The sequence below is a fragment of the Pedobacter endophyticus genome (assembly GCF_015679185.1).
Lineage (GTDB): Bacteria > Bacteroidota > Bacteroidia > Sphingobacteriales > Sphingobacteriaceae > Pedobacter > Pedobacter endophyticus.
In genome coordinates this window covers 2,622,472-2,648,516 of the sequence record NZ_CP064939.1, presented here as the reverse complement: position 1 = coordinate 2,648,516, position 26,045 = coordinate 2,622,472, and the positions used below count along the sequence as shown (strand labels likewise).

Here is a 26,045-nt window from a genome sequence, read left to right as displayed (position 1 = left end):
TTTTTTTGTTTAAATGCTATATTTTAGTAAATCCTTATTGTTTCACAGCCTGTGGACAACCAAATTAACTTATTTACATGAAATTATCTTTCGCCCCTGGCCTCTGATTATTTCTAACCATTTTTTAGAAAAAAAATACCAATGAAAAAAAGATTTCTTTTTGCCCTGGCCATTTCCAGCCTGTGCTTAAGTGCCTTTGCCCAAAAGGTAAAGTTTACGGAGTTCGATCTGGATAACGGCTTGCATGTCATTTTACATGAAGACAAGACTGCGCCTGTTGTTGCAGTTTCTGTAATGTACCACGTTGGCTCTAAAGACGAGGAAACTGAGCGCACAGGTTTTGCCCACTTTTTTGAGCACTTGTTGTTCGAAGGTTCAAAGAACATCAAAAAGGGTGATTTTATGAAGCTGGTAAGCAGCAATGGCGGACAAAACAATGCCAATACGTCTCAAGATCGCACCTTTTATTACGAGCTTTTCCCATCTAACCAGCTCGAATTAGGATTGTGGTTAGAGAGCGAAAGAATGTTGCATCCGGTAATTAATGAAGTAGGCGTAGAGCGGCAAAACGAAGTAGTAAAAGAGGAAAAACGGCAACGCATTGATAACGCACCTTACGGAAAATTTACAGAAAAAATCTTCCAGCATCTTTTTGCCGGTCACCCTTATCGCTGGCAGCCCATCGGCTCAATGGAGCATTTAGATGCCGCAAAACTGGAAGAGTTTATCGCTTTCTTTAAAAAATACTATGTGCCCAATAATGCGGTTTTAACCATCGCCGGAGACTTAGACGTAGAAAAGACGAAGAAATTGGTTAAAGCCTACTTCGCCGAAGTGCCAAAAGGGGCGCCAGTAGTGCGTAAAGAGTACAAATTGCCCGAAATTAATAAAGAGATTATTGATACTGCTTATGATGCAAACATCCAAATTCCGGCGATTTTTGCGGCATACCGTGTTCCTGGTATGAAAACCCGAGAAAGCAAGGTACTGGAAATGATCAGTTCAATTTTATCCGGCGGTGGAAGCTCGCGATTGAGCACCAAAATGGTTGATGAAAAGAAAACAGCTTTGCAGGTAGCCGCTTTTAATTATTCGCTAGAAGATTATGGCGCGTACATTACGTTGGCGTTGCCGAACAAAAATACACCACTAAATGATCTATTAAAAGATATAGACGAAGAGGTGTTACGCCTTCAAACTGATTTGATCAGTGAAAGCGACTATAAAAAACTTCAAAATAAATTCGAGAATGATTATGTAAGTACAAATAGCAGGATGTTGGGTGTAGCCGAAAATCTGGCTGCTGGTTATACTTTTCACGATAAGGATACGAACGACATCAACGAGGAATTAGAGGTGATCAGGTCGATTACACGAGAAGAGATTAGGGATGTAGCTAAGAAATACCTTAACCAAAACCAGCGAGTTGTATTGTATTACTTACCAAAGAAATAAGCGCAGCGCTTATTCTAATTAATTATTAAAATCATGAAGAAATTATTCATTATAGCTGCAATATCCTTGTTGGCTCAAGGCATTTCAGCCCAAAATATAGATCGAAGCCATAAGCCAAAACCAGGCCCGGCACCAGTAATCACCATCGGCGATCCGGTGATGTACAAATTAGCCAATGGCATTACGGTTTTGGTTGTCGAAAACCACAAACTGCCAAAGGTTTCTGCAAGCTACAGCATTGATGCCGGTCCAATTACCGAAGGCACTAAAGCAGGTGTTGTGGGTTTAATGGGTGGTATGCTAAACGAAGGCACGACCACGAAAACAAAAGCCGAGTTTGATGAGGCGGTAGACCAATTGGGTGCTAATGTAGGTGCGGGCGCCTCGGGCGGTTCTGCATCTGCATTGACGCGTTATTTCCCCCAGGCTTTTGCTTTAATGGCAGAAAGCATTCGCAAACCGGCGTTTTCAGCAGAATCATTCGAAAAACTCAAGTCGCAAACCATTACAGGTTTAAAATCTAATGAGAAAAGTGCAAAGGCGATTTCCGCTCGTGTGGTTAATGCCTTAGCTTATGGTAAGGCCCATCCGTTCGGCGAGTTCCAAACCGAAGAATCGATAAATGGCTTAACGTTAAATGATGTAAAGGCAGCTTATGAGAAGTACATTACCCCATCTCGCGGCTATTTAACTTTTGTAGGCGACATTAAACCAGAAGCAGCGAAGGCTTTGGCCGAAAAAGCATTTGGCGATTGGAAAGGCGCTAGTTTAACATTGCCAGTTTTAACGAAAGTGAATAATCCGACTAAAACAGAGGTTGATGTGATCAACGTTAGCAACGCAGTTCAATCGGAAATTACCGTAGTAAACCTAATTGATTTGCCAATGAGCAGTCCCGATTACTTTCCTGTTTTGTTGGCCAACCAAATTCTGGGCGGTGGTGCCGATGCCAGATTATTTATGAATCTTCGCGAAAAACATGGGTTTACCTATGGTGCCTATTCAAGTACCGGAGCCGGCCGTTTTCAATCTAAATTTTCGGCATCTGCCGCCGTTAGAAACGAAAAGGTCGACAGTGCAGTGGTAGAGTTTTTGAAAGAGATTAACAACATTCGCACTACAAAAGTTTCTGCTGAGGAGTTACAAAACGCAAAGAATCTTTACAATGGAAGTTTCGCCCTAGGGTTAGAAAATCCTGCCCGCATTGCTGGTTTTGCAAGTAGCATTTTGATTAACAATTTGCCAAAAGATTTCTATCGCACCTATCTTCAAAAAATTAATGCCGTAACAATTGACGATGTTTTGCGGGTAGCTAAAAAGTACTACAATCATGATAATACACGTGTTGTAATTGTTGGTAAAACCGAAGCTTTTGAAGAAGGATTAAAGAAAGCGGGCTTTGTGGTGAATCAATTTAACACCTTTGCTGAGCCAATTAAAGCTTCGGCCATGCCAACGACAGCGGCAAAGTCTGCTGAGCAAATAATTGGCGATTATATTAAAGCCTTAGGTGGTGAAGCCGCAATTAAAAAGATTACGGCTCTGCAACAAACTGGCGAAATGGAAATGCAAGGACAAAAATTAGCTGTAACCATAAAAAAGATGCTACCAAATTTAAGCAGTATGGAGCTTGCCATGGGCGGCCAAACGGCCATGAAACAGGTTTTTGATGGAACCAAAGGCTACGCTATGTCGATGGGGCAAAAACAGGAATTAACTGGCGATGATCTTGAAGAGCAAAAAGAGGAAAAAGGCATTGTGAGCCAACTTTATTATGCTACAGATGGAACCAAGTTAGAAACCGCAGGAACTGCGAAAGTAGGTAGTGCCAATGCCTATAAGGTGAACGTTACTTCGGCCTCGGGCAAAAAGAGAACTGAATATTATGATACACAAACTGGTTTGCTTTTAAAAGATGAAAAGACGATGACCAAGGGAACAATGGAGATGAGTCAATCCACAGAATATGCCGATTATAAAAAAGTAGGCGATGTTTTGTTCCCGTACGCACTAACACAAAGCGTACAAACGCCTCAGGGATCGCAGGAATTTACAATTGCAATCAAGGAGATTAAAGTCAATCCGCCGTTAAAAGCAGAAGATTTTAACTAATAAAATTTAGTTTTTGTTCGAAGAGGCTGTCCAAAAAACAAAATGACGTCCCTAAGCTCAGATCCGATAGCTATCGGATTTTATTTGGAAAGGAAATTAAAAGTCGACTTTTGAGACAGCCTCTTTTTTTTTTAATCAAGTTCCGTCAGTTGAAACTTTCGTCTCTACGTTATTTCGAATCCCGATTTTTTCTTTTCGGAAGAGAAATCTGTTAGTTAAGGACTGCCGACTTTAATTACGTAATGATGGTCAGGCCTGCCCAACGCAGGCGGGTATATCTCAACCGATAAAGGAACGGTTATCGACATGACGGTGAATGAGCAATTTCTTATACCGATACATTCTGCCCTTTAACATCAAAGGCATCACGTAAACCAATGGCTAACACGTTGAAAGCGTAAACGGTAAGCATAATGGCAAGGCCGGGCAGAACCGCTAAATAGGCCGCATCCATGATGATGTAGCCATAGTGTTCCTTAATCATGCTCCCCCAGCTCGGCATCGGCGGTTGGGCACCAAAGCCCAGAAAGCTCAAACCAGTCTCCAGCAGAATTGCTGATGCAAAATTAGATGATGCTACAACAAGAATCGGCCCGGCAATATTTGGCAGAATGTGTTTAATAATTGTTCTGCTTGTGCTGAATCCCAGCGCCCTTGCCGCCTCAATAAACTCTACTTCTTTCAGCGCCATTACCTGCCCGCGAACCAATCGGGCCACATCAACCCAGGTTGATAGACCTACGGCGATAAAAATTTGCCAAAAACCTTTGCCCAATGCAAAGGAAATGGCGATAACAAGTAGTAAGGATGGCAGCGACCAAACCACATTCATTAGCCAGCTTATGGCAGCATCGGTTTTGCCACCAAAGTAACCTGCAATGGCGCCCAGGCTGATGCCAATAAAAAGTGAAATCAGCACGGCCATTAAGCCTACGGAAAGTGAAACGCGAATACCCAAAATTAATCGGCTAAGTAAATCGCGACCGTAAATGTCGGTGCCGAGCCAAAATGTTTTTGTGTAAATATTGTTTTTCTCGAACAGGGTTTTGGGCGTTTCGTCATTGGAGGGCAGCATGCAGGCGGCGCAAAGCGTGGCCAGTTTATATCTTGTTTCGGCGGCCTTTTCTTCCTCGCCAATGTATTCTGTTACAAATACGTCGTTATTAACTATGCTGTACGATGTTATCGGAATGCTCTTGATATTTGGCGTTTGTCCGTAAAGCATTCTTTCGAAAAAACCGACTTTTTTAATGTGACTGTACCGCTCTACAATAAGAAAAGTGAATTTTGCACCCGGCTTTTGCTTTGCAATCTGCACTTTCTGAACGTTGGCATCGGGAGAATCGTCGGGCATAATCAGATAGCCCAATACGCCCATAATCATCAGTAGCAAAATAAAAATGAGGCCGGCAAACGCAATTTTGTTCCGCTTAAATTTTAACCAAACTTTTTTTGATGGGCTGTTATCCATTATCTAACCATTCTGCCTTTCCAATTGTATTTTCCGCTGTTGCCAGCGATGCCAATGTACACGATATAAAGAATATGTAAAACATTTAAAACCGGGATTAAAACGAGTAGGGCTCTCCGTTTTGCGAAGCCTGTTACACGCCATAAAAATAGCGTTTCTAATAGCATTTTAACTATTAATTGATAAAATGTAACGGCTAAAAAATGTGGAATGAACAGTCCGGCAATAAAATTACCCAAAATACTCAGATTAAATACCCAAATTAAAACGCCTAAAGCAATGATGCCCTTGTTTTTGTAGCGCGTACTTTTGGATGCCCAGCGTTTGCGTTGCTGTATAAAGGCGCTTAGGTTTTCTTTTGCATGGGTATAAACAATTGCATCGCTGTTTTTTAAAAAACCGATTTTATCGGGGTAGCGTGCGGCAATTTTATGCAAAAGCAGTTCGTCATCGCCCGAGGCCAAATCGTCTATCCCCTGAAAGCCACCAACCTCGTAAAACGTACTTTTTTGGTAGGCCAAATTTGCCCCATTACAAGTTGACGGCTTTTTGTTGCCAATGGTTGATGCACCCAAACCAATTAAATACAAGAACTCAAGCGATTGCAGGCGCTCGAAAAAGCTCTTTTCCTGAAAATAGGCAACCGGCGATGAAATCATTTTTAGGTTTTTCTCCTCATAAAATGATACGATAGTCGAAAGCCATTTGGGCCCCATTCTGCAATCTGCATCGGTGGTAATAATCAATTCTCCCTGGCAACTTCCGATTGCGGTTTGTATGGCTTTCTTTTTATAAGAATTTAGCGCCCGATCTTCGTTTAACTTAATCAAGCGAACGTTCTTCTCTGCATAACTCAGTACAATCTCTGCGGTGCTGTCCGTCGAATGATCATCGATAATAATAATCTCCGTTAGGTTTTTCGGATAATCCTGCGCCAGCAGATCATTTATAGTCTTGCCTATATTTTGCTCTTCATCTCTTGCGGCAACGATGATAGAAACATTAGTGGCAAACGATTTTTTATTCGGGATGAAATACTGCAAATTGCGCCAACCCCTTACAAAACCGATAACGAGTATAACATATATTAAGGTTAACGCCGCAGAAAAAAGACTAATTAGATTTAAGATTTCCAAAAAAGTTAAGTTTAAAAACGAAATAAGTGCCTAAGATAGCAGGAATAATAATATTTATAAGCCAGATGCTTGCGGTGCATGCAATTACGGCCACGTGCTGATCAGTTATATGCTTGAAAAGCTCAACGGCGGTAACGCTTCTTATGCCTACATCGAACAGATCTAGAGAAGGTAGTGCCGATTGTACCAGGAAAAGCAGGCAAGTCATCATGATGATATCGGCATAATGCAAGCCCGGAATAAGCCAAACAAAAAGGATAAAATATTGAGCGCTGAAAACGATGTACCTCGCAAGGCAAAATAATATGATCTTGAATAGTGCCCCTTTACGGTAGCGGCCCAAGATGCTGTAAAACTTTTTGTATTTTCTGGTAAACTTAAAGGAAAGTAAAATACCGTTTAGCCACCTGATGTTGAAGTAAAATACAATAAAGAACAGCGCAAATATAGCGGCAAAAAAAACGATGGCAATGAAAAATACCTTATCCATTGGGATAAACCTGTAGACGAAAAAACACGCTGCAATTGCGCCGAATACATTAGTTAAAACCAACTGACCAATGCTGCCAACGCTCATTGCCACAATACCCACAACTCTTCGTTTAGGCGAGAGAAAAAAAACGCGACCGCCATATTCGCCTAATCTGTTTGGTGTAAAAATGGCCAGCGTTAAACCGCAAAAAACCGATTCAATTGCCCGATAAAAGGTAATTCTTTCTATTTGAAGCATTAAGTGCTTCCATTTGGCAGCTTCGATAAACCAGTTTACGAACATTAACAAGATTACAAAGCCTATTACCCCGATAATTTCCACTTGGGGAATATCGACTAAAAGTGAACTGAAGTTTTTGAGGCCTTTGTTTGCAACCAGCTTATGATAAATAAACCAAAAGGCAAACACAACAATTGCGATTTTTATAAGGAGGGATAATATTTTTTTGTTCTTGCCCGTCAAGATTATCTTTTTAGTTTGCAAATATGCTTAATATTGCTGTAATGTTGAACGAAAAAAAGGAACGGGTAATTATGGGCATCGATCCCGGCACTGCTGTGATGGGATATGGCGTAATTTTGGAGAAAGGGAATAAAACGGAGCTGATTAGTTTGGGTGTGGTGAAAATGACCCACCTCGACGATCCTTTTTTGAAGCTACAGCGCATATTCGAAAAAACAGTAGTTCTACTTGATCAATATAAACCGGATGTTTTGGCTATTGAAGCGCCCTTTTATGGTAAGAACATTCAGGTGCTGTTAAAATTAGGCAGGGCTCAGGGAACCGCTATTGCAGCTGCACTTTCGCGAAACATTTCGGTAACCGAATACTCACCGAGGAAGATTAAACAATCCATCACGGGCAGCGGAAATGCAACCAAAGAACAAGTTGCCGCCATGTTACAACGCCTCTTAAATTTTAAGGAAACGCCCGAGTTTTTAGACGCTACGGATGGTTTGGCCGTTGCAGTTTGTCATTCCTTTCAGAAAATAACAACTGGCGGAAAATCGAAAACCTACTCGGGCTGGGAATCGTTTGTCAGCGACAATAAAACCAAGGTTAAGGGATTGGCGGTAAAAGGAAAGAAGTAAGGATCGTAAATCTTAGATTTGGTTCGCATAACGCCAAATTCATCAGTTTTAACCTCAAGTACCTTCTATAAATAATCGATTTTCTCGGTGTCCGGATTCGGCGCTGTTACTATTTTTTACTATATTGGAACTGTTCCTGGTTCTCATCATCTGCAAATCGTGTTAATTATTTAAAAGGGAATATTTCTGCAGCGAAAGTCAATAACTAGGTTTTTGTTGATTCATCACTGCTTTTTATGTTTTTTAATAAGATGTTTTTCAATCTCAATTTAACGCCCAAAATGATCAAACATTTAAAAATTTTACTGGTAAATGTCGTTGCAATATTCGCTATTACAGGCTGCCAAAAAGAAGTTAACTGGAATAACCGCCCCATTCCTAATGCAAATGGCTGCAAGTTGATTACAACTAACACTGATTTAGGCTTACTCGGTAAGTACACTCTTAATTATACTTACGATGCATCGGGTAGGTTAAGTACTGTTACAAGTGATGGCGAGAAAAAAACATATTCCTATACGGCTACGGAAATTACCGGCTCGGTTAACGATGAAAAGACTGTGCTTAAACTGGTTAATGGCCGGGTGGTGAGCAGCACATATATGAATTCTTTTGTGGTAAACGAAAAACCTGTTCTGGCAACGAAGGAATATACCTATAGTGCTGAAGGATATATCAGCATTGTTAAAAGTTATTTAGATAAAGAGCTAAACTCGATTGTTGAACTTACTTATACCAATGGTAATTTAGCACAAACCAAAACTACTTATCCTGATGATGCAACGGTTGAGATAGAAACTTACGAATACTCCGACCAGGTACTTGGCAACCCCATCGAACTGGCCGATCCACTTGCCCTTGTGGTCGATTACATGCCGGGCGGCTACTACGGTAGGCGATCGAAAAATGCAGTGAAAAAATCTACAGAACGCTCAAATGGCTCGAGTGATATCGTTGTTTCCGATTACACTTATCAGTTTGATGCCAACGGAAACGCAACCTCTATTGTGATTGAAACTGCAACAATTTTGAGCGATGGTACGAAAGCATACGAATCTTCAATATCGGCTGATCTTGTGTATAGTTGTAGCACTGCCGCAGCTGTTAAGCCGAATACTGAAACAACTGATCCCTCGGCTGAATATTATTTATCATATAAAGTAGATGGCGTGCAGGTTGTGGCTAAAGAATTTTCTGCGATTCGAGATGTCAACTCGCCACGGTCGATAACAGTAACGGGCAGTGCAAAAGATGGGAAAAGTCCTAAATTTAAGTATTTTCTTGAGGAACCAAGTATCGCTTTTACTAAGGGGCTAAATTTTCAAAGTTCTTCTTACTCGAAAAACAGCCACTTTATGGAGTATACAAATAGTTCAGGTTTATCTTTCTCAACCAAAACCGGTTCTGCTGAAATATGGCTTTTCGTTGCCGATTTATCTTTCAAAAAGGATGGATTTATTAAAAGTACTTTCAATGGAACTGTTGAAACTGAAAAGGGCGTAGTGGTGCAAATTACTGAAGGCAAGTTTAGTATTAAATTCAATGATTAATGTGTCGTCTCGTTATCTTTTCCGGGACTTCTCGGGAAAGCATCCCCGCCTGAACGGACGGGCAGGTGTAACTTAAATCTCACCGTCCATGCCCACATACTCCGCCCTTTTTAGGTAGTGCATTATTGGCGTTTTGTGTTTCATCGCTTGCGGATAATTTGTTGCCTGCCCGTCCCAATGTCTATTAAGTTAAGCTTGTCAATTGTCATCCGATAGCTATCGGATCTGAGCATTTCGACTACGCTCAATACAGGCTCAGTCGAAGACCCTTTCTATAGGATAAAACGAAAAATATCTGTCCTTCGACTCCGCTCAGGATGACAATATTTTTTCATTTTATCCTTAACTTAATAGCATAGCTGCCCGTCCGGTCAGGCAGGCACTACCATTGACGTTTCGTCATTGCGAAATCGATTTTTCATCGATTGAAGCAATCTCATCAGCGCTTTTCTTGCAGAATAGATTGCTTCGTGCCTCGCTACAAAGTAGCCCCTTTGGGGCAATGACGACCGCTTTAAAAAACGTCGGTCATATTGATTTTTATCCAATAAAATTGCCCCTCAGGATGACAATATTTTTCATTTCACCGTTGACTTAATAGCATCATAGCCCGGCCTCGCTACGGGGTTGCCCCTGTAGGGCAATAACGAATAAACAAAACGAAGGTTTCGCAAAGTTAATTTGCTTTTATCGTTTCATCAATAACACTCAACAAACCGTTTTGGTAACTATCTTCGGTCAGTTCCCAAAACATAATGCCATTTAGTTTTCGGTCGATAACATATTTCGTTTTTAATGCGATTGATTTCGGATCATCGAACGTTACAAATTGCTTACTAGCGGCGTTATAATAGTAAGGCGCCTTTGCCACATCATCCCAATAATATTTGAAGCCTTTTTCTTCAGTAAACTGGTCTTTAAAGCTTTTGTAAGGTACGCCTTTCAAAAACTTGGTGGGTTGGTTTAAACCCTGGTTGGCGTCGGTAGTGTTTTGGAATATTCTGGCATAAAACGCTGCGCCCAAAGCAATTTTTTGTGGCGGAACGCCTGCAGCAATCAATGCTTTTACGCCAAAATCGGCCGATAATTCTTGCTGTGCATTAGCGTAGAGCGGGGTGTGATGACCGCTTACGGTTGCGTAGCCACTAACCAGGTCATAACTCATCAGGTTTACGCGATTAACAAGTGGCATTACTTTGTTCCATTCGAAACAAGAATCGATGCAGTTTTTTGTGCCACCGGCGGCAAAACTGATTTCGGCTTTTTTGCCGAGTGTTTTGCGCAGTTCCTCAACAAGTAAAGTAAAGTTGTGCTTGTCTTCCAATAAATATTGATGTCCGGGATAACCCATCACCGCCGGATATTCCCAATCGAGATCAATGCCATCAGCCTTGAAGAAATCGAGTAAATCTTTGGTTGACTTTGCAAAGGCCTTTCGCCCTTCTTGGCGATTAAAAACTTCTGAGCAATTTTTGCAACCGCCCCATCCGCCCAAAGCAATCATCACTTTTAGGTTCTTATTTCGGCTTTTTAACCCAACCATTTGGGTAATCAATGCCGAATCTCTGGCATTGCTAATGTAAAGACTATCGCCCTTTAAATGCCCAAAGCTGTAAATCAGGTGAGTGAGTTTCTCAATCGGAAAGCTGTCAATCGCCAAAGGTCTTCCGGTTGAATAATATGCGATTACGTTCGGGCCAATAACTTTTTGAGCTTTAAGGTCTTTCGCGAAAAGACTGATAATGATAATGTTGAATAAAATTAACGCGATAGATGCGAAGAGATGTTTAGCAGTTGTTTGCATAAAGAAATAAATTGGTGTTATCGGATGCTTTTAAGAACTTCTTTGAACTTTTCTGGGTGTTTATCAGTGTTCCAAATAGCTAAAATGTTGTTTAGGATGAATTATGATCTCTAATGTCACCCTGAGCGTAGTCGAAGGGCGGTGCAAGTGGCTTCGAGTAAGCTCAGCCTGAAAAAAACGATTGAGAAGTGAAAAAGTATAGCTTCCGCCAAACTAGCTTAACCATTCATCAATATCCTTCTCAGCGGCTTCATGATCCAAAAAATCGCCATTTTTAAACTGTTCTCTGGCTCGCACTATTACGTCTTTTTCCGTAGCAGTAAAATTCAGCATCTTTGAATCGTTCGCATGGATAATTGAATGGATTTGCTTCAAAAGCTCACCTCTTCTAAATCAGTTATAGTTTTATCAAATTAACCTTTAATTCTGCGGTGCTCATCAGTTCAATTTTTAATAAAGATACAATTTATTCAGGCCAAAGTGTTCACGGTTTCCCGTTTATTCTTTTGCTTTTTCGGCAAGGATGTCTTGTAGTTCGTTAAGTTCGATCACTTTATCCGTAGCCCCGGCGTTTTCATAGGCCGAAATCAGGTTTCTGATTATCCGACGGATAATATCGCTGTTGCTGCAAGGTCGATAGTACTCTGGCAGGGCCTCGAGATTTAACTGTCGCAGAAATTGATCAACATCATGCTTGCCGAAAATGTTGCCCCGATTAAACGCATTGATATAAAAAAGCACTCCATATTCCGTTCCTTCCTGTCGGCTTTCATCAATATAACCCAAAATAAAATGCTGCGGAAGGTTGATGCCATAAATAGGCAGATCGAGCTTTTGAGCCAAAACAGAATAGATAATCGCCAGTGAAATTTGATTGCCTCTTTTACGCTCCAGTACCTGATTGATATAAGAATTCTGTGGGTCGTGGTGGTTTTTGGTATTCCCACCGAAGCCAAACTGCTGATACAGCACATGGTTGATTAGTTTTACTTTCTCAACCGAGCTCATTTCATATTGCAGCCCCAGCCAAATTTCACGTTTAATGTCCTCAATTTGGATAATGATTTTCTGCTCGTCCAAATCCGGATATTGATAACGATTGATGATCAGTGCGCCCTGCAATAAATCGAAAGCGCCGCTCAAATACCACAGGTTTAAATCTTCTTTAACGGTATTGAACTGGATTTGATGAACGATATTCTCTATGCGTTGCTGCAATAAGCCATCGAAAGATTCTTCCCAGGCGTTTTCAAGATAATGGACTACCTGACCGCCATATTCGAGCAGTTTCGTTTCTACATGATGATAAACCTCTTCGTCAGGATCATCTAACAATTTAACTAAAGCACTTATCTCTGCTATATTTTCCATAAAACATACATAGGTTAGCGGTGTTTAATTACTTTTGCAATATTATGCTATTTCAATTCATTACCGATTATGTTAAACACCGTTTAACAGCAAAAACCCGTCATGGCACCCATTCGCCATTCGTTTATAAACTTGCTGATGAGGTAATTTACGATTTTAGTAACAAATCTGAATACAAAAATATTGAAGAGCAACGAAAAAAACTTTTTAATGACGATTCAATAATCACGGTTACTGACCTTGGAGCAGGTTCTCACTTAAATAAAAACAGAACAAAGAAAGTAAGCCAGATTGCCAAAAATGCTTTAAAAAGCCCACGGTTGGCCAAATTAATTTACCGACTGGCGAAAGATACCAACCCTAAAACCGCCATTGAGTTGGGTACCTGTTTAGGTATTACCACCTCGTATTTATCGAAAGCTTGCCCTGAAGCCGAGATTATCAGTATAGAAGGCTGCCCGGAAACCGCTGCGGTAGCGAACAAAAACTTTCAGGATTTAGACCTCAGCAATATTGAACTTCATGTTGGTAACTTCGATTTGATTTTGCCTGATATCATTGCCCGGCAACCCACTTTAGATTTTGTTTATATAGATGGTAACCACCGGAAAGATGCGACGCTAAATTATTTTAAATGGTGCTTGCCAAAGGTAACTGAGCAATCGTTGTTGATTTTTGACGATATTTACTGGAGCCAGGGAATGAAAGAGGCGTGGGAGGAAATTAAAAACCACCCCGATGTTACCGTAACCGTCGATTTGTTTTGGATTGGCCTGGTATTTTTTAAAAAGGGGCAAGCGAAAGAACATTTCAAACTGAAATTTAACCAATGAATGAAGAACCGAAACTAAAGGGCATACAAAAGCGGTCGGCGCTGTACATTTTAATGGTAAGCCTGGCCGCAGGGCTCTTTGTTTATCTCGGTTCACTTTTATTGGAAATGAGTGTGTTGACGCACATTATGCTCGGTTGGGATGCCTTTTGCCTGGTACTCATTGCGATTCATTGGTATATGTTTTTCCACACATCGGCCTCCCAAACACACCTTAAGGCCAGGATGCAGGATGAAACCCGGGGCGAGATTTTTGCCATTGTATTGGTTTCAACCTTTGCGGGGCTGCTTGCTGTAATTTTGCTTTTGATTAATAAGGATATTAAACCGATTGACCTGATTGTGGCCATTTCGGGCATGTTTTTGTCGTGGTTTCTTGTTCATACCACATTTAGCATGAGATACGCTCACATGTATTACGGCGACAGCAATACCAACAAGGGCACCGGCCTCGAATTTCCGGGCGACAGTGAACCAGACTTCGTCGATTTTGCTTATTTTTCGTTCGTTTTGGGGATGACTTTTCAAGTATCAGATGTCGAGATTTCTTCAAGGCACATTCGGCGGACATCGTTACTGCATAGCCTCATTGCTTTCATTTTTAATACGGTTATTGTTGCCCTAACTATAAATGCACTGGCCGGATTAAGCAAATAATTGAATACTGCTGCGGCAAACCAAAGTTAATGCACACACAAATTGTAATGTATTACCCCGAAATACGAGCGCTTGTAACGCTATAAAAAAAGAACGGGGATAAATCATACCGACCTATCCCCGTCATCTAAATTAACGCTCTCAGATATATAAACAACCAAAATGGAAATTTATTATCTCAAGCTTAAAAAATATTTTATTTTTTTACTGAAGCCTTTTTCGCTGCTGCTTTTGGTTTCTTTTCAGCGGCCAATTCTTCATCAGCAGCATCGGTTTTTTTCTTTGCCGCTGTTTTTGGTTTTTTTGTTTCAGCAACAACTTCCTCGGTCGCGGCCGCTTTCTTTTTGGCCGGAGCCTTAGCTTTTTTTGGTTCAGCGGTCACTTCTTTATCCGCGGTTTTTTTGCTGGCTGGCGCTTTTGCTTTTTTCACTTCTGCAACTGGGGCTGGCTCGGCCGCTTTTTCCTCAGTTTCTGCCACCTTTGTTGCATCAGCTTGTTGCAGGTAGTTGGCCAAAACCTGTTTTAAATAAACTTCTGGCTTAGGCATATTAATTACCGTTCCCGGCTCCTTATCTTGAGATTGCTTAATGTAGGCCGATTTTATTTTACCCCAATCCTTTGAGTAAACTTTGATAAACATTTCGACAAATTGCTCGTCAGTATATTTTTTTGGCAACCTTCCCAGTACCGCCTGAATCTTTTCTTCCTTTTTATGTAATACAGCCATTGTTTTTATTTTACGCAAAGATAGCCGAAAATAATGATTATCAGTTTTTTGTGTTCGGGGCTTATAATCAGGCTAATTTGCCTGTAGTTTTTATCCTATTTGTGCAAGCTTCTCTACAATCTCGTCAGTAGTTCCAATTTCACCAATTCGAGGAAAAATTCTTTTTAAACTATGTTCATGTGCGTCAACAAATAAATCGCTCATTGCATCTACCGCAAAGGCGATGTTGTAACCCAGTTCATTTGCGTTTCTGGCCGTTCCTTCAACGCCAATACTTGTAGAAATGCCTGCTAAAACGATGCCTGTTATCTCTCGTTCTCGCAGCGCTTTAACCAAATCCGGATTTGTGAAGGCATTCCAGGTGGTTTTTGTGATCAATATATCATCGCTTTGCGTTTCAATCTCAGGAACAATTTTTAGCCAATCGGCCGATGCTTCAAACGAGCCGGTTTTTGCGTCCTTTCGTAACGTATTGTTTTCGGGGTTAACATTTACAACTACAATCGGCAATTTCGCCGCTCTAAAAGCAGCAACCAATTTGGCCGCATTTCTTAAAACCGTTTCAACCGGATGTACCACCGGTAGTTGAACAATTCCATTTTGTAAGTCGATCAGTACAAGCGCTGTTTTTTTATCTAGTTCAGTAATCATTTTATTAAATTTTTTCGAATGCGAGTTTGTTCATCGATTTATCTACTCTGCTGTGTTTCGTCTCGTTGCGGTACAACCTTCTGTATGAAAAACAGCCGATTAAAATAGCAACCGTTCCTTGAAACAATACGGTATTTTGCGTGCCAATTAGCTGCGATAGGCTCCCAATGATCAAACCACCCAAAGGCTGCATGCCAAAAAAGGCCATTGCATAAAAACTGATTACCCGTCCCCGCATATTGGGGTCGACTGAAGTCTGAATTAACGTGTTGCTGATGGTAATTTGCGACATCATGCCGAAACCGGAAATGGTAGCAAAAAACAACGCAACAGGGTAATAAGTGGTGTGCGAAAACAAGGCGAGGCCGGCACCAAATATAAGCGTGTTGATAGCCAGGATTCGGCGAAGATTTCTCCCCGGTTTTAGCGAAGCCAGAAACATGGCACCAGAAAAAGCGCCCAGGCCAATTACGCTATCTATTACGCCAAACGTTGAGGCTGTTCCTTTAAAGATATCTTTGGCATACACCGGAATCAGCGTACTAAACGGCAACACAAATAAACTGATTAGGGCCAGTGTAACGATTACGTAGGCGATAGATGGCGTAGATTTCAAGTAGCTGAAACCTTCTTTTAATTCGCCAATAACGTTTTTGGTGTGTGGTTTCGAGACGTATTTTGGCAATCTCATCATTAACAACGATCCAATTACGGCGATAAAGCTCATTGCGTTTAATCCAAAACACACATCGTCACCCAAAGTCTCCAGGGCGATTCCAGCCAACCCCGGCCCGATGAGCCTCGAAAGGTTAACCATCGATGAGTTTAAGGCCAGCGCATTCGGTAAATCCTCCTTGTTATCGATCATTTCGAATACCAGCGATTGCCTTGCAGGAACATCAAATGCGTTAATTAAGCCCAATAAAGCACTTAGCGAAATAATTTGCCACATTTCATAATGCTTCGTAAAAATTAAAAGCGTCATTAAAACAGCCTGAACCATCGAAGCGATTTGCGTAAGCAATAACAGCTTGTATCGATCGTATCGATCGGAAGCAACGCCGCCTATAAACGAGAAAATAAAAGAGGGAAAAAGGCTCGCAAAAAGCGTTAAGCCCAACATAAAGTTAGAGTGGGTTCGTTCATAAACAACCCAGCTTACGGCGGTTTTTTGCATCCATGTTCCAATTAATGAAACAGATTGTCCGCCAAAATAAAGTCGGTAATTACGGCTTTTAAATGCATTAAATGTACTAATATTCATAATGTAAGGCCAAATGATTAATAATTAACCAGTTTTGTTAAAGGACCTATAGCTTCTTTTAAAATTAATTGTTCTTGTGGTGTACAAGCTTCGGCAAGGGCTTTGCTCAGCCACTCATCGCGTTCATGCCTCACTTGTTCCAGCATTTGTTTTCCACTTTCAGAAAGAGAAATATGAATCTTTCTTCGGTCGCTTTCCGATGCCGTTTTTGAAATGAGCTTAAGCTCGTCTAAGTGATTTAGTAATGCGCCCATCGATTGCGGGGTGATTTTTTCGATTCCTGCCAGTTCTGCAGATAGCATGTAATCGTGCTGCTCTAGCAAAACCAGAACAGAGCGCTCTGTTTGAGACAGAACCGTGTTTGATGGGGATAATTTCCGCAGTTTTCGGTTAAGTCGAGCTAAAACCGTGCGAAGCTGTGAAGCAATTAAGGTACTATTTTCTGATTCCATAATTGTAAGTAAAACTTATAAGTTTACCTTACAAATATAGTGCAAATAGCCGATCCTATTTCTAGAATTTATTTTATTGACATTAAAAAGATTTTAGGAAAATTACTTCTTCCAACCTTTTTGCATTTTTTTATACGCCTTTTTACTGATCTTCGATTTTTTCTTTGATCGCGATTTGCCTTTCTTTTTACGGGCGTTAATATTGTTAACCAACGAGTTCTTTACGCCAAGCTTGTTCTTTTTGAGCCCCTTTTTCTTCTTTTTGTCCTTTTTCTTTCCGCCCTTTTTCTTACTCGATTTCTTTTTTTCCTTTGCCATCTGCTTAATTCAAATTAATAGATCAATAACACCCGGTTGATGACAATAGTTCGGCGAAATTAAAATGAGTTGTGAATTAAGCTTTAAAAGCAGAAAATGAGAAATGATGTTGTGGTTGAGTAATATCGAATTCGGGCCGGTATTTGAACAAGGAATGAGTTCGATGTTGATGCTCAATTAAGCGGAAGAAGGTTGGCCACTTTTGGAAGCGATTTGCACACGCAGTGCATTTACTCGGTTGCGTGTTTAAAATTGATCTGCAAAAACATGTTTTGAGACTGTCTCAAAAAGCAAACGACACCCTAAGCTCAGATCCGATAGCTATCGGATTTAGTTTGGAAGGGAAATCTATGCCAAAGGCATCCCTTGGGAGGAAAAGTCGACTTTTGAAACAGCCTCAATTTTTTTAAACCTTTTTTGGAGGAAGATCGAAAGCAATGGCCTCGTGCTCAAAATGGCCTTTATGTGCACCATCGCAAAACGGTTTATTGTTTGATAGGCCACATCTGCAAATCGAAAGCACCGTTCTTCCTTGCAAGCCATATTCATTCCCGTTCTTATCTACGATTTCGAAATCGCCCTCTATTTTAACCGAGCCGTTATTGTTGATTGTAAGTTTTGTTTTAGACATCTGATTTTGTTAGTAAGCCGCAAAATTAACGGATAGATGTGGCAAACACACGATCGATTTTTAATTTAGAGACATTCTCAAATGAAGATACTACAAGTTCAAAAAACAAGTCTGTTGAAAGGCAAGTTTCACCAGGTTAGCCTTTGTAGTGTTTTTATTTCGTTGCTCGTTTAAGATAGAAACCTTACCTTTAATACCATGCGCTATCTTTACTTATTCATTGCTGCAACATTGTTCGTCAGTTGTAAAAAGGACCCTTTAAATGCCACATCGGGCCAGGTTGTTACGCTTTTCGTCGATCATTACGCCACTGCTGGCGACCAAAAGCTATATGTTCTGCCATCGAAAACACCGGCAACAACCTACCTGGAAGGTTTTGACGAACGCGAATTGGGCTATACCTATGAGGTTAAAGCTCAAATGTACATTCCGAAAGACCCACCGCAAGACGGCCCCGATCGTTGGTACAAATTTGTTCGGGTAGTTAGTAAAGAACGCTACTTTGGAACCGAACCTTTCGAAATCTCCTTAAAAAACAATTCGATTTTTGGCAGCACGCTAGCCGTTTGGATAGACAAAAACATCATTTATTATAGTAACTATGTTTTAATACCAGAAAATGAAGCCGTGAAAAAGCAATTAGATGAGCTGGTTGCGTTGCGGCAAAAGTTTCACACAGACCAAGACTGGGCTAACAACGTAGTTTTAAAAGCAACAGTAACACACGATCCGAACAATAGGGCCAAGGGTTATCTTGTTAGTAATGTGATCGTCCAGTAATCCAAATAAATAATAGTAGAAAGGCATTAATTCAGTTTAATGTCTTTTTTTTTGCCATCAATATTTCCTACAACCATCATCGGCGCACATTTTACGCATCTTTTGCACCTTCAAAAACCAGTTAGAGTTGTTTGAAGGTATTTCCTCACGATCGACCTGGTTTGCACTTATTTTGGCTGAAGTGCTTGTAAAATCCAAAATTTATTGATATTATTAGAAGACCAAACATAGAAGATCCATTTACAAGTAGCTGGATTGGATACTTTGTCCTTCTTTATGATGATTAGTTATAAGACCACCTGCTTTGTATTGAGTAACGTGGAAGGCAAACCTGGATTGGAATTTACAATCATCCCTCAAAACGTACAGCTGTATAAGCGGTACCAAATTAACTATTGATTACTTTATTGAAGATGAAAAACTTATTTGATTTTAAATACATCAAGGGAGATGTATTTGGTGGCATTACAGCGGGCATTGTTGCGCTTCCGCTGGCATTGGCTTTTGGTGTCAGCTCTGGATTGGGGCCAACAGCTGGCCTTTATGGTGCAATTTTTATCGCTTTTTTTGCGGCACTTTTCGGTGGCACCAGCACTCAAATATCCGGCCCTACAGCTCCGATGACTGCTGTAAGTATGATTGTAGTAGCTGGAATTGTTGGGCTAAATGAAGGAGATGTGAATAGAGCCTTACCCGCTATTTTAACCGTTTTTCTGCTCGCCGGATTAGCGCAAATTCTGTTGGGGATTACCGGCATGGGGAAATACATAAAGTATATTCCTTATCCTGTGGTTTCGGGTTTTATGACTGCTATTGGGTTAATCATCATCATCACACAGCTTTTACCTATGGTTGGCTACTATTCTAAAAATGATATGGAATTGGTAAATTCCTTTAAGCCGCAGGCCGAAGAAGTGATATTGAAAAACATACTGGCTGATGAGGCGAGTAAGAACTTTCTGGTTTTGGATGATTTTCAGAGTACCGTTCAAAAAGCCGCCCTTATTAGCCAGGAAGACGTTTTGAAAGAATCAAGAACGTTAGCTGCGAAAGAAACTTCGGGAGTTTTGGGTGCCTTAAAAGTACTGCCACGGGCCATTTCGAAAATTAACCTACTCGAATTTTTGCTGGCAATTGGCACCGTTGTAATTATTTATGGCTTCAAAAAAATCACTACCGTAATTCCGAGCACTTTGGTGGCATTAGTTGTAATGTCGGGTATAGCTGTGGGGCTAGGTTTAGATTACATACCAATTGATAAAATTCCGAGCGGCATTCCAATTCCCAACCTGGACATATTTACTAAGTTCGATTTTGGAAGCATATCTCCATATATTTTCTCTGCAATTACTTTGGCCTTACTGGGGTCAATTGATTCGTTGTTAACCAGCGTGGTGGCCGATAACTTAACGCGAACAAAGCATATCCCAAACCGCGAGCTGGTAGGGCAGGGGATTGGAAACAGCATCGCCGCAATTTTTGGTGGCATCCCCGGTGCTGGCGCTACCATCCGTACAGTGGTTAACATTAATGCAGGGGGTAAAACACGCCTCTCGGGCATGACGGCCGGCGTGCTGTTGCTGATCGTTTTGCTGGCGCTCGGCCCTGTTGCGTCTAAAATTCCGGCTGCGGTTTTAGCAGGCATCCTGTTAACCGTTGGTATTGGCGTTATGGATTATAAAGGGCTAAAAGCCATTCCAAACCTGCCCAAAGACATTCAGTTTGGTCCGGTTAAGCTGAGCTCAGAAATGATTATCATGTTTGTGGTAATGGTACTTTCTACCTTTTGGAACCTTGTTAATGCCGTGGGCATTGGTTTAATTATCGCTTCGTTAATGTTTATGAAAAAAATGGGCGATTTTACCGCGAAGCGTTCCGAACTGAAGAATTTTCATGAACTGCCGCCCGAGGAAATGTGGGCGGATGAAATTGAACTGGCCGACAACTTAAAACAGGAAGTTTACATTAAGCATTTAGATGGGCCGTTGTTTTTTGGAGTGACGAGCGAAATAAAGGAGCTGGCCAATCAAATCCCGAGATCGGCCCAGGTGCTTGTGCTCCGGTTGGATGCCGTTCCGTACCTCGATCAGAGTGGTGTTTATACGCTTGAAGACATATTTATGGATATGTCGGAACGAGGGATAAAGGTTTTGTTTGTTAATATTCAAAACCAGCCGCGTTACATGATGGAGAGAATTAAAATTATTCCAAATTTGATCCCCGCCGAGGCGCTATTCCCAGACTTTAGAAGCTGCTTGGTATGGATTGAGCAGAATCTGAAAAAGATATAAATAAGGCAAAGTAAAAACCGCAGCGCCCAAATGCTTAACAGTAAATAAAAGATACAAAAAAGGGAAAGGTTCAATTCAATGAACTTTTCCCTTTAAGTAGCCCGTAGGGGAATCGAACCCCTGTTTCTAGAATGAAAATCTAACGTCCTAACCCCTAGACGAACGGGCCATTTTTTAGTCTTAAGTCTTGAGTTCTCAATCTTTAGTCTTGACGACTGCTGACTTAGGACTATTGACTTTAGACTGAACTGGTAGCGGGGACACGACTCGAACGTGCGACCTTCGGGTTATGAGCCCGACGAGCTACCAACTGCTCCACCCCGCATTATATGTACACTTCAATACTCCGTTTGAAGGAGTGCAAAAGTATGATTTGTTTTGAAATTACCAAAACTTCTTTTAACAATATTTTCAAAAAAATCATCATGCCGATTTTTTCTTCCCAACGCCTAAGCTTAGCAGCCGATTAGCGTACAGATTGGATAGCTGATAATTAACCTGTTGCAGTTTTGCCGAGCACGTAAGTTTATTTTTTCTATAAAATATTTGGAATATCAGCGTATACTTAGTTTCTTTGTTTATAATTGGTCTAAATAAAAACAATAGGTTGGCTTATCGCTTACACCAATTCAATCACTCAGTATAATTTTTGGTTAGTTATGTTGATTACAAGTCCTGTTTACCCACACCAAAATTCAGGTGTGGGTAAATCAGGCGCTATTGCGCTATTTAGGTAAAGCGGGATCTTTGACTTCTAAATGGAAAGGGAGGTTTTAGGTTTGGAGTAGTGTAGAAATTAACCAAATTACACTATAACGAAATATTGTATCCTGCTCTTATTCCCAAAAACCGAATTACTGAAACATCACGGCTACCCTCTGAACTTTGATACCTTAGGCCAAGTTCGATTCCTTTGATTAAATAACTTGCGCCAAATGCCCAGCCAAAAGCTGTTTGGTTTGCGTGCGCATTTACGTTTGACGACGATGCGTCGATGTGATTAAAGGATACGCCCGCCTGTGCGTCAAAAACAAATTGATCGAGCCTGGCCCGGTATCCGGCATAGATGGGAAGTGCGCTGTAATGGCCTGATGCGCCCGACGGCAGATTTTTAACCTTAAAGCGGTTATATCCTGCTTCCAAAGTGAGGTATTGTGGAAGTTTGCTAAAGCCGAAAGCACCCTGTACTGCTATGCCATTGCCCACATGCACAACATCGGCCAAATTGCCGGTAGGAATTGCTGCCTGAGCAGAAACCTTAAGGTAATTTGTGTTTTTCTGTGCCAGGGCAATAATCGGAAAGGCAGCTAGAATGGCGAGTAAAAACTTCTTTTTGATCATGTTGGTAGGGATAAAGCTGTTTTATCGTGTTTTTATTATTGAAAGCTTATTTGCGATAAAGCGGGCATCTTTTTAACAAATATTCTAAGGGGCTGTTGTACGATGCATCCACACTGCTTAAAAACGCTTTGTGGTTTTGATTGTAAATACTCGCGTTATTATCCATATAAATGTGAAGGCTAACAGCAACATCGTAACGTTGCGCAGCATTGCTATAGCTCGACTCTGAAGTGGAGGCCCCTTTTATCGGCTTATCACCATCTCTTTTAACCTTGGTGTTTGAGCTTGCCGTTGTGGTGCTGGTTTGGTAGCCCTTGCTTTGGCTAACCGAGCCATCAATAACATATTCTACACCAAGGATGTCGCAAATCTCTTTCATCGTGTAATTCATCATCTTATCTTTCGTTACGCCTGCCTTTCCTAACAGGGCGTTGGTTGTTCTCGGATCAAGAATGGTGTAACCCGCAGTATGTTGTGCTAAAAAGCTATAAGTATCTTCCTGTGCCTTGTAGCCGAGTGCCTCCGCCCCAGGTTGGTTATCCATCAAAAAGGTAAAGGGCAACACCGCAATTTTATTGTGGTGATCTGCAGGAGAGGCTGCCATGGTAAGCGACTCTTTTTGGCGTTCTCGTGCCGGTAGCCCGGCTTGGCTTAGTATTTCCGATCTTCCACTGGAATAGGTAATTTTTTGAAGATCTGATTTTTTGAGTACATATTCTGCAGTTTCTCCGGAATAAACAAAGCTAACATCATTATCGGTAACCTTAATTACCTTTCCTTTAAGTTCTTCGCCGTTTGCTTTCGTAATAATGTCTACGTTTGGCCTTGCGCCTGTTTGGGCAAAAACGCCGGCCGACAGCAGCAGTGCTGCGAGCAGTAAGAATTGTTTTTTCATAGTATGATAGGGTAGGACTTATTTAACTCAAATATAGTTATTTATCGTTGTAAAGAATGTCGCACGGCGAAAATTAATGTTCGCTTAACACGGCGGCATAGTCTTTTTTTAACCGCATCATCGTTTATGTAAGCCGATCTAAATAAAAAGCTGGTTTACAGAAAATAAATCCTAACACCGTGCTCAGCACCAGATAAATGCTTTAACTTGTGCATACCAATTGATGCGTTTATGAAATCCTCCCTATTTCTATTTGCCAAATTAATGGCTTTTTGTTTAATTGTTTTTTCGGTAAATGCACAAGAGCCTAACAACACTGCTGGCGAAAGGAAAATAGATAGCAATAAAAAGAGTTTTGTTGAGCAAATGAAGGTGTTTGCAAAGCAATCTGCAAAGAAGAGCGCCGATGAATTTGAAGCTGACAAAGCGGTACTGGCTCAGGGCAAGCTGCTCGAAGAAATCAAGAAAAATGTTCAAGAGTCGAAGATCTTTCTTCAGGGATTTAGGGATTCAGTTACCGAAACTGCAACGCTTAACCGAATCGAAAGTCACTTTGTTTTGGCTGGTGATGGCGTGTTTACCAACAAAGGTTCCGTTCAAACCTATCGAAACCTGACGGCTACGGCCAAAATTTTGGATGGATTGCTCTCCATCGCTACAGATCATAAAAAGGCATTGGATCTTCGCCAACAACGCCTTAACGGCTATCGCACCCGAATTGATTCATTGCTCAGCGCCCCGGCGCTATTTAAATTCCCGGTCGATTCTGTGCTGCTGACGCGGTACCTGCAACAAATAAGTGTGGTGGCCGTTGAAGTACACCCGGTAGACAGTGCGCTCAGGCGCTCGGCACTTGAAACGCAAACTTTATTAAATGAGGCCAATCTGCTCGTATTTAGGTTGCAAACCAGTTTGGATGAGATTGCCAACTATCAACGGCAAGTGGCTACCAATACCTTTAAAAATGAAATTCATAACATTTGGGAGCCAATTGCCTCCTATAGGCCGTTTACTGAAATCGTAGCACAGGCCAAGGCAAAAGGTTGGCTAACCTTAACCTTTTACCTCGAAAATAATATCGGCAAGTTGCTTGTTATGCTTTTATTGATATCGGGAGCGTGCCTCTATCTGTATTCTTTAAAATCGATTTACAGGGGTAACGATCTCTTGGCCAATAATTTTGAAGGACAGCTCGTGTTGCGCTATCCGCCCTTGTCGGCAATCTTGATCGTGATCAATATCTTCCAGTTTATTTTCCTCTCGCCACCATTTTTATTGGGCGTAATTTTTTGGACAATCTCCTGTGTTTGCCTTAGCATCATGTTCCATCGGTTTATTACCAAATATTGGATGCGGGTATGGCTATCAATGGTGTTCCTCTTTTTGCTTACCGCGGTAGATAACGTGATCCTTCAGGCATCAAGGCCAGAAAGATGGGCCATGTTGATCTTGGCCTTGGTAGGCGTACTAGTCGGAACTTTGATTGTTTTTAAAGGCAAGCGGGAGGAACTTCGCGAAAAGCTGATTATCATATCAATCGCCTTCATGGTGATACTTGAGTTTGGCTCCGGATTGGCAAATGTGTTTGGCAGGTATAATTTGGCAAAAGCTTTGCTTATTAGTGGCTATTTGAATGTGGTGATCGCCATTTTATTTTTATGGACTATCCGGCTGATTAATGAGGGACTGTTTTTAGCATTCAATGTGTATACACAGCAAGATATAAAGTTGTTCTTTCTCAATTTTGACAAAGTCGGTAAAAGGGTGCCGCCACTATTTTATGCTTTGGTGGTGCTCGGGTGGTTGATCCTTTTCGGGCGAAATTTTTCGGGATTTGACTATATTGTAGGCCCTTTGCGTGATTTTCTGGCGAGGGAGCGCACATTGGGCGATTACGGCTTTAGCATCAACAGTTTATTGTTGTTCTTTATCATTATGGCGGTTGCTCTGGTGATCTCGAAGATTGTGTCCTTTTTTGCATCGGATAGGCACTTAATGCATGATAAGGATGAGTATAACAACCTCCACGGCGTGGGTAGCTGGCTGCTTTTAATTCGCATTATCATTCTCGGTATCGGGCTATTTCTTGCCGTTGCTGCTGCCGGAATCCCCATTGATAGGATTGCGATTGTTTTGGGGGCGCTGGGCATCGGTATCGGTTTTGGCCTCCAAACAATGGTAAACCACTTGGTTAGCGGATTGATTATTGCGTTCGAGAAACCCGTTAACGTAGGCGATATTGTGGATATTGATGGACAAGCCGGAACGATGAAATCGGTTGGTTTTAGAAGTAGCGTGATTACCACTTTTGACGGTGCGGATGTAGTGATGCCAAATGGCGACCTTTTAAATTCTCATTTAATTAATTGGACACTCGCCGGAAACCACCGAAGAATTTCTATCGCCTTAGGCGTTGATTGCAACGCTGATTTGGAGGCGACCAGAGAAATATTACTGCAAATGCTGAATGGCGAACCGAAGATTTTAAAGAAACCGGCACCGCTTTTACAGTATGAGCAATTTACCAGTAATTCAATCGAGGTGAAACTGTTTTTTTGGGTAAAAGATTACCGAGAAGCTGCAGCAACTAAGACGGATATGATTATCGCCATATCTGCAGCCTTGAAAAAAAACAACATTAACATGCCTGTGCAAAGACAAGAAATTTATGTGAACGAAGGCCATAACGTGCAACAAATACAGAAAAAAGATAATTGATTTAT

At 41.2% G+C, this 26,045-nt stretch carries 22 protein-coding genes and 2 tRNA genes; 9 read left to right on the top strand and 15 right to left on the bottom strand.

Features of this window, described 5'->3' with window-relative positions; genetic code table 11:
* Nucleotides 1–141: 141 nt before the first annotated feature.
* Nucleotides 142–1,455 carry a M16 family metallopeptidase gene (locus IZT61_RS10655; protein WP_196101110.1) on the top strand — a complete coding sequence of 438 codons (1,314 nt, stop codon included), beginning with the start codon at nucleotides 142–144 and terminating at the stop codon, nucleotides 1,453–1,455.
* 33 nt (nucleotides 1,456–1,488) lie between these two features.
* The gene (locus IZT61_RS10650) at nucleotides 1,489–3,567 is read left to right on the top strand and encodes a M16 family metallopeptidase (RefSeq protein ID WP_196101109.1); all 2,079 of its coding nucleotides are present in this window, start codon (nucleotides 1,489–1,491) and stop codon (nucleotides 3,565–3,567) included.
* A 328-nt stretch (nucleotides 3,568–3,895) separates the two neighbouring features.
* On the opposite strand, the gene IZT61_RS10645 is transcribed toward IZT61_RS10650, so the two are convergent.
* Genes IZT61_RS10645 through IZT61_RS10635 form a run of 3 tightly spaced genes read right to left on the bottom strand, consistent with a single transcriptional unit; the run spans nucleotide 3,896 to nucleotide 7,129 of the window.
* Entirely contained in the window at nucleotides 3,896–5,038 is a 1,143-nt protein-coding gene (locus IZT61_RS10645) for an ABC transporter permease (RefSeq protein WP_196101108.1), read from the bottom strand.
* The gene (locus IZT61_RS10640; protein WP_196101107.1) at nucleotides 5,038–6,174 is read right to left on the bottom strand and encodes a glycosyltransferase family 2 protein; all 1,137 of its coding nucleotides are present in this window, start codon (nucleotides 6,172–6,174) and stop codon (nucleotides 5,038–5,040) included. The genes IZT61_RS10645 and IZT61_RS10640 overlap by 1 nt, the downstream gene beginning before the upstream one ends.
* A complete protein-coding gene (locus IZT61_RS10635; RefSeq protein ID WP_196101106.1) occupies nucleotides 6,152–7,129 on the bottom strand; it encodes a lysylphosphatidylglycerol synthase domain-containing protein in 978 nt (325 codons plus the stop codon). The genes IZT61_RS10640 and IZT61_RS10635 overlap by 23 nt, the downstream gene beginning before the upstream one ends.
* A 41-nt stretch (nucleotides 7,130–7,170) precedes the next feature.
* On the opposite strand from IZT61_RS10635, the gene ruvC reads away from it, so the two are divergent.
* Together ruvC and IZT61_RS10625 are read left to right on the top strand one after the other, a co-directional pair.
* Entirely contained in the window at nucleotides 7,171–7,758 is a 588-nt protein-coding gene (ruvC, locus tag IZT61_RS10630) for a crossover junction endodeoxyribonuclease RuvC (RefSeq protein ID WP_196101105.1), read from the top strand.
* Between the two features lie 281 nt (nucleotides 7,759–8,039).
* On the top strand, nucleotides 8,040–9,308 hold the full coding sequence (locus IZT61_RS10625; protein WP_196101104.1) for a DUF4595 domain-containing protein: 1,269 nt from the start codon (nucleotides 8,040–8,042) through the stop codon (nucleotides 9,306–9,308).
* 676 nt (nucleotides 9,309–9,984) lie between these two features.
* Here the strand turns inward: IZT61_RS10625 and IZT61_RS10620 are convergent.
* Both IZT61_RS10620 and IZT61_RS10615 read right to left on the bottom strand, forming a co-directional pair.
* The gene (locus IZT61_RS10620; protein ID WP_196101103.1) at nucleotides 9,985–11,112 is read right to left on the bottom strand and encodes a glycoside hydrolase family 18 protein; all 1,128 of its coding nucleotides are present in this window, start codon (nucleotides 11,110–11,112) and stop codon (nucleotides 9,985–9,987) included.
* A 498-nt stretch (nucleotides 11,113–11,610) separates the two neighbouring features.
* A complete protein-coding gene (locus tag IZT61_RS10615; protein WP_196101102.1) occupies nucleotides 11,611–12,483 on the bottom strand; it encodes a transglutaminase-like domain-containing protein in 873 nt (290 codons plus the stop codon).
* Between the two features lie 44 nt (nucleotides 12,484–12,527).
* Between IZT61_RS10615 and IZT61_RS10610 the strand changes: the two genes are divergently transcribed.
* A complete protein-coding gene (locus tag IZT61_RS10610) occupies nucleotides 12,528–13,316 on the top strand; it encodes an O-methyltransferase (RefSeq protein WP_196101101.1) in 789 nt (262 codons plus the stop codon).
* On the top strand, nucleotides 13,313–13,972 hold the full coding sequence (locus tag IZT61_RS10605) for a DUF1345 domain-containing protein (protein ID WP_196101100.1): 660 nt from the start codon (nucleotides 13,313–13,315) through the stop codon (nucleotides 13,970–13,972). The genes IZT61_RS10610 and IZT61_RS10605 overlap by 4 nt, the downstream gene beginning before the upstream one ends.
* Nucleotides 13,973–14,168: 196 nt before the next feature.
* Here the strand turns inward: IZT61_RS10605 and IZT61_RS10600 are convergent, their stop codons facing one another.
* The 6 genes from IZT61_RS10600 to IZT61_RS10575 all read right to left on the bottom strand — a co-directional run bounded on the left by IZT61_RS10600 (nucleotide 14,169) and on the right by IZT61_RS10575 (nucleotide 18,015).
* Nucleotides 14,169–14,699, bottom strand: a complete 531-nt coding sequence (locus IZT61_RS10600; RefSeq protein WP_196101099.1) for a hypothetical protein — start codon at nucleotides 14,697–14,699, stop codon at nucleotides 14,169–14,171.
* Nucleotides 14,700–14,789: 90 nt separating this feature from the next.
* Complete coding sequence (locus tag IZT61_RS10595; protein ID WP_196101098.1) at nucleotides 14,790–15,350, bottom strand: isochorismatase family protein; 561 nt, start codon at nucleotides 15,348–15,350, stop codon at nucleotides 14,790–14,792.
* 4 nt (nucleotides 15,351–15,354) lie between these two features.
* Complete coding sequence (locus IZT61_RS10590) at nucleotides 15,355–16,614, bottom strand: MFS transporter (protein WP_196101097.1); 1,260 nt, start codon at nucleotides 16,612–16,614, stop codon at nucleotides 15,355–15,357.
* Between the two features lie 17 nt (nucleotides 16,615–16,631).
* On the bottom strand, nucleotides 16,632–17,066 hold the full coding sequence (locus IZT61_RS10585) for a MarR family winged helix-turn-helix transcriptional regulator (RefSeq protein WP_196101096.1): 435 nt from the start codon (nucleotides 17,064–17,066) through the stop codon (nucleotides 16,632–16,634).
* 102 nt (nucleotides 17,067–17,168) lie between these two features.
* Nucleotides 17,169–17,384, bottom strand: a complete 216-nt coding sequence (locus tag IZT61_RS10580) for a hypothetical protein (protein WP_196101095.1) — start codon at nucleotides 17,382–17,384, stop codon at nucleotides 17,169–17,171.
* Between the two features lie 406 nt (nucleotides 17,385–17,790).
* Nucleotides 17,791–18,015 (bottom strand): CDGSH iron-sulfur domain-containing protein, encoded by a 225-nt coding sequence (locus IZT61_RS10575; protein ID WP_196101094.1) that lies wholly within the window; start codon nucleotides 18,013–18,015, stop codon nucleotides 17,791–17,793.
* A gap of 198 nt (nucleotides 18,016–18,213) precedes the next feature.
* Here IZT61_RS10575 and IZT61_RS10570 point away from each other — a divergent pair, with 198 nt between their 5' ends.
* Entirely contained in the window at nucleotides 18,214–18,795 is a 582-nt protein-coding gene (locus tag IZT61_RS10570) for a hypothetical protein (protein ID WP_196101093.1), read from the top strand.
* A gap of 413 nt (nucleotides 18,796–19,208) precedes the next feature.
* The gene (locus IZT61_RS10565; RefSeq protein ID WP_196101092.1) at nucleotides 19,209–21,086 is read left to right on the top strand and encodes a SulP family inorganic anion transporter; all 1,878 of its coding nucleotides are present in this window, start codon (nucleotides 19,209–19,211) and stop codon (nucleotides 21,084–21,086) included.
* 97 nt (nucleotides 21,087–21,183) lie between these two features.
* On the opposite strand, the gene IZT61_RS10560 is transcribed toward IZT61_RS10565, so the two are convergent.
* The 4 genes from IZT61_RS10560 to IZT61_RS10545 all read right to left on the bottom strand — a co-directional run bounded on the left by IZT61_RS10560 (nucleotide 21,184) and on the right by IZT61_RS10545 (nucleotide 23,322).
* Nucleotides 21,184–21,255, bottom strand: a tRNA-Glu gene (locus IZT61_RS10560).
* Nucleotides 21,256–21,335: 80 nt separating this feature from the next.
* Nucleotides 21,336–21,411: transfer RNA gene (locus IZT61_RS10555), tRNA-Met, on the bottom strand.
* Nucleotides 21,412–21,896: 485 nt separating this feature from the next.
* Nucleotides 21,897–22,427, bottom strand: coding sequence for an outer membrane beta-barrel protein (locus tag IZT61_RS10550; RefSeq protein ID WP_196101091.1), 531 nt, complete (start codon nucleotides 22,425–22,427; stop codon nucleotides 21,897–21,899).
* Between the two features lie 46 nt (nucleotides 22,428–22,473).
* Entirely contained in the window at nucleotides 22,474–23,322 is an 849-nt protein-coding gene (locus IZT61_RS10545; RefSeq protein WP_196101090.1) for a hypothetical protein, read from the bottom strand.
* Between the two features lie 264 nt (nucleotides 23,323–23,586).
* On the opposite strand from IZT61_RS10545, the gene IZT61_RS10540 reads away from it, so the two are divergent.
* Nucleotides 23,587–26,040: a mechanosensitive ion channel family protein gene (locus tag IZT61_RS10540; protein WP_230383940.1), complete on the top strand. Its 2,454-nt coding sequence runs from the start codon at nucleotides 23,587–23,589 to the stop codon at nucleotides 26,038–26,040.
* Nucleotides 26,041–26,045 lie beyond the last annotated feature (5 nt).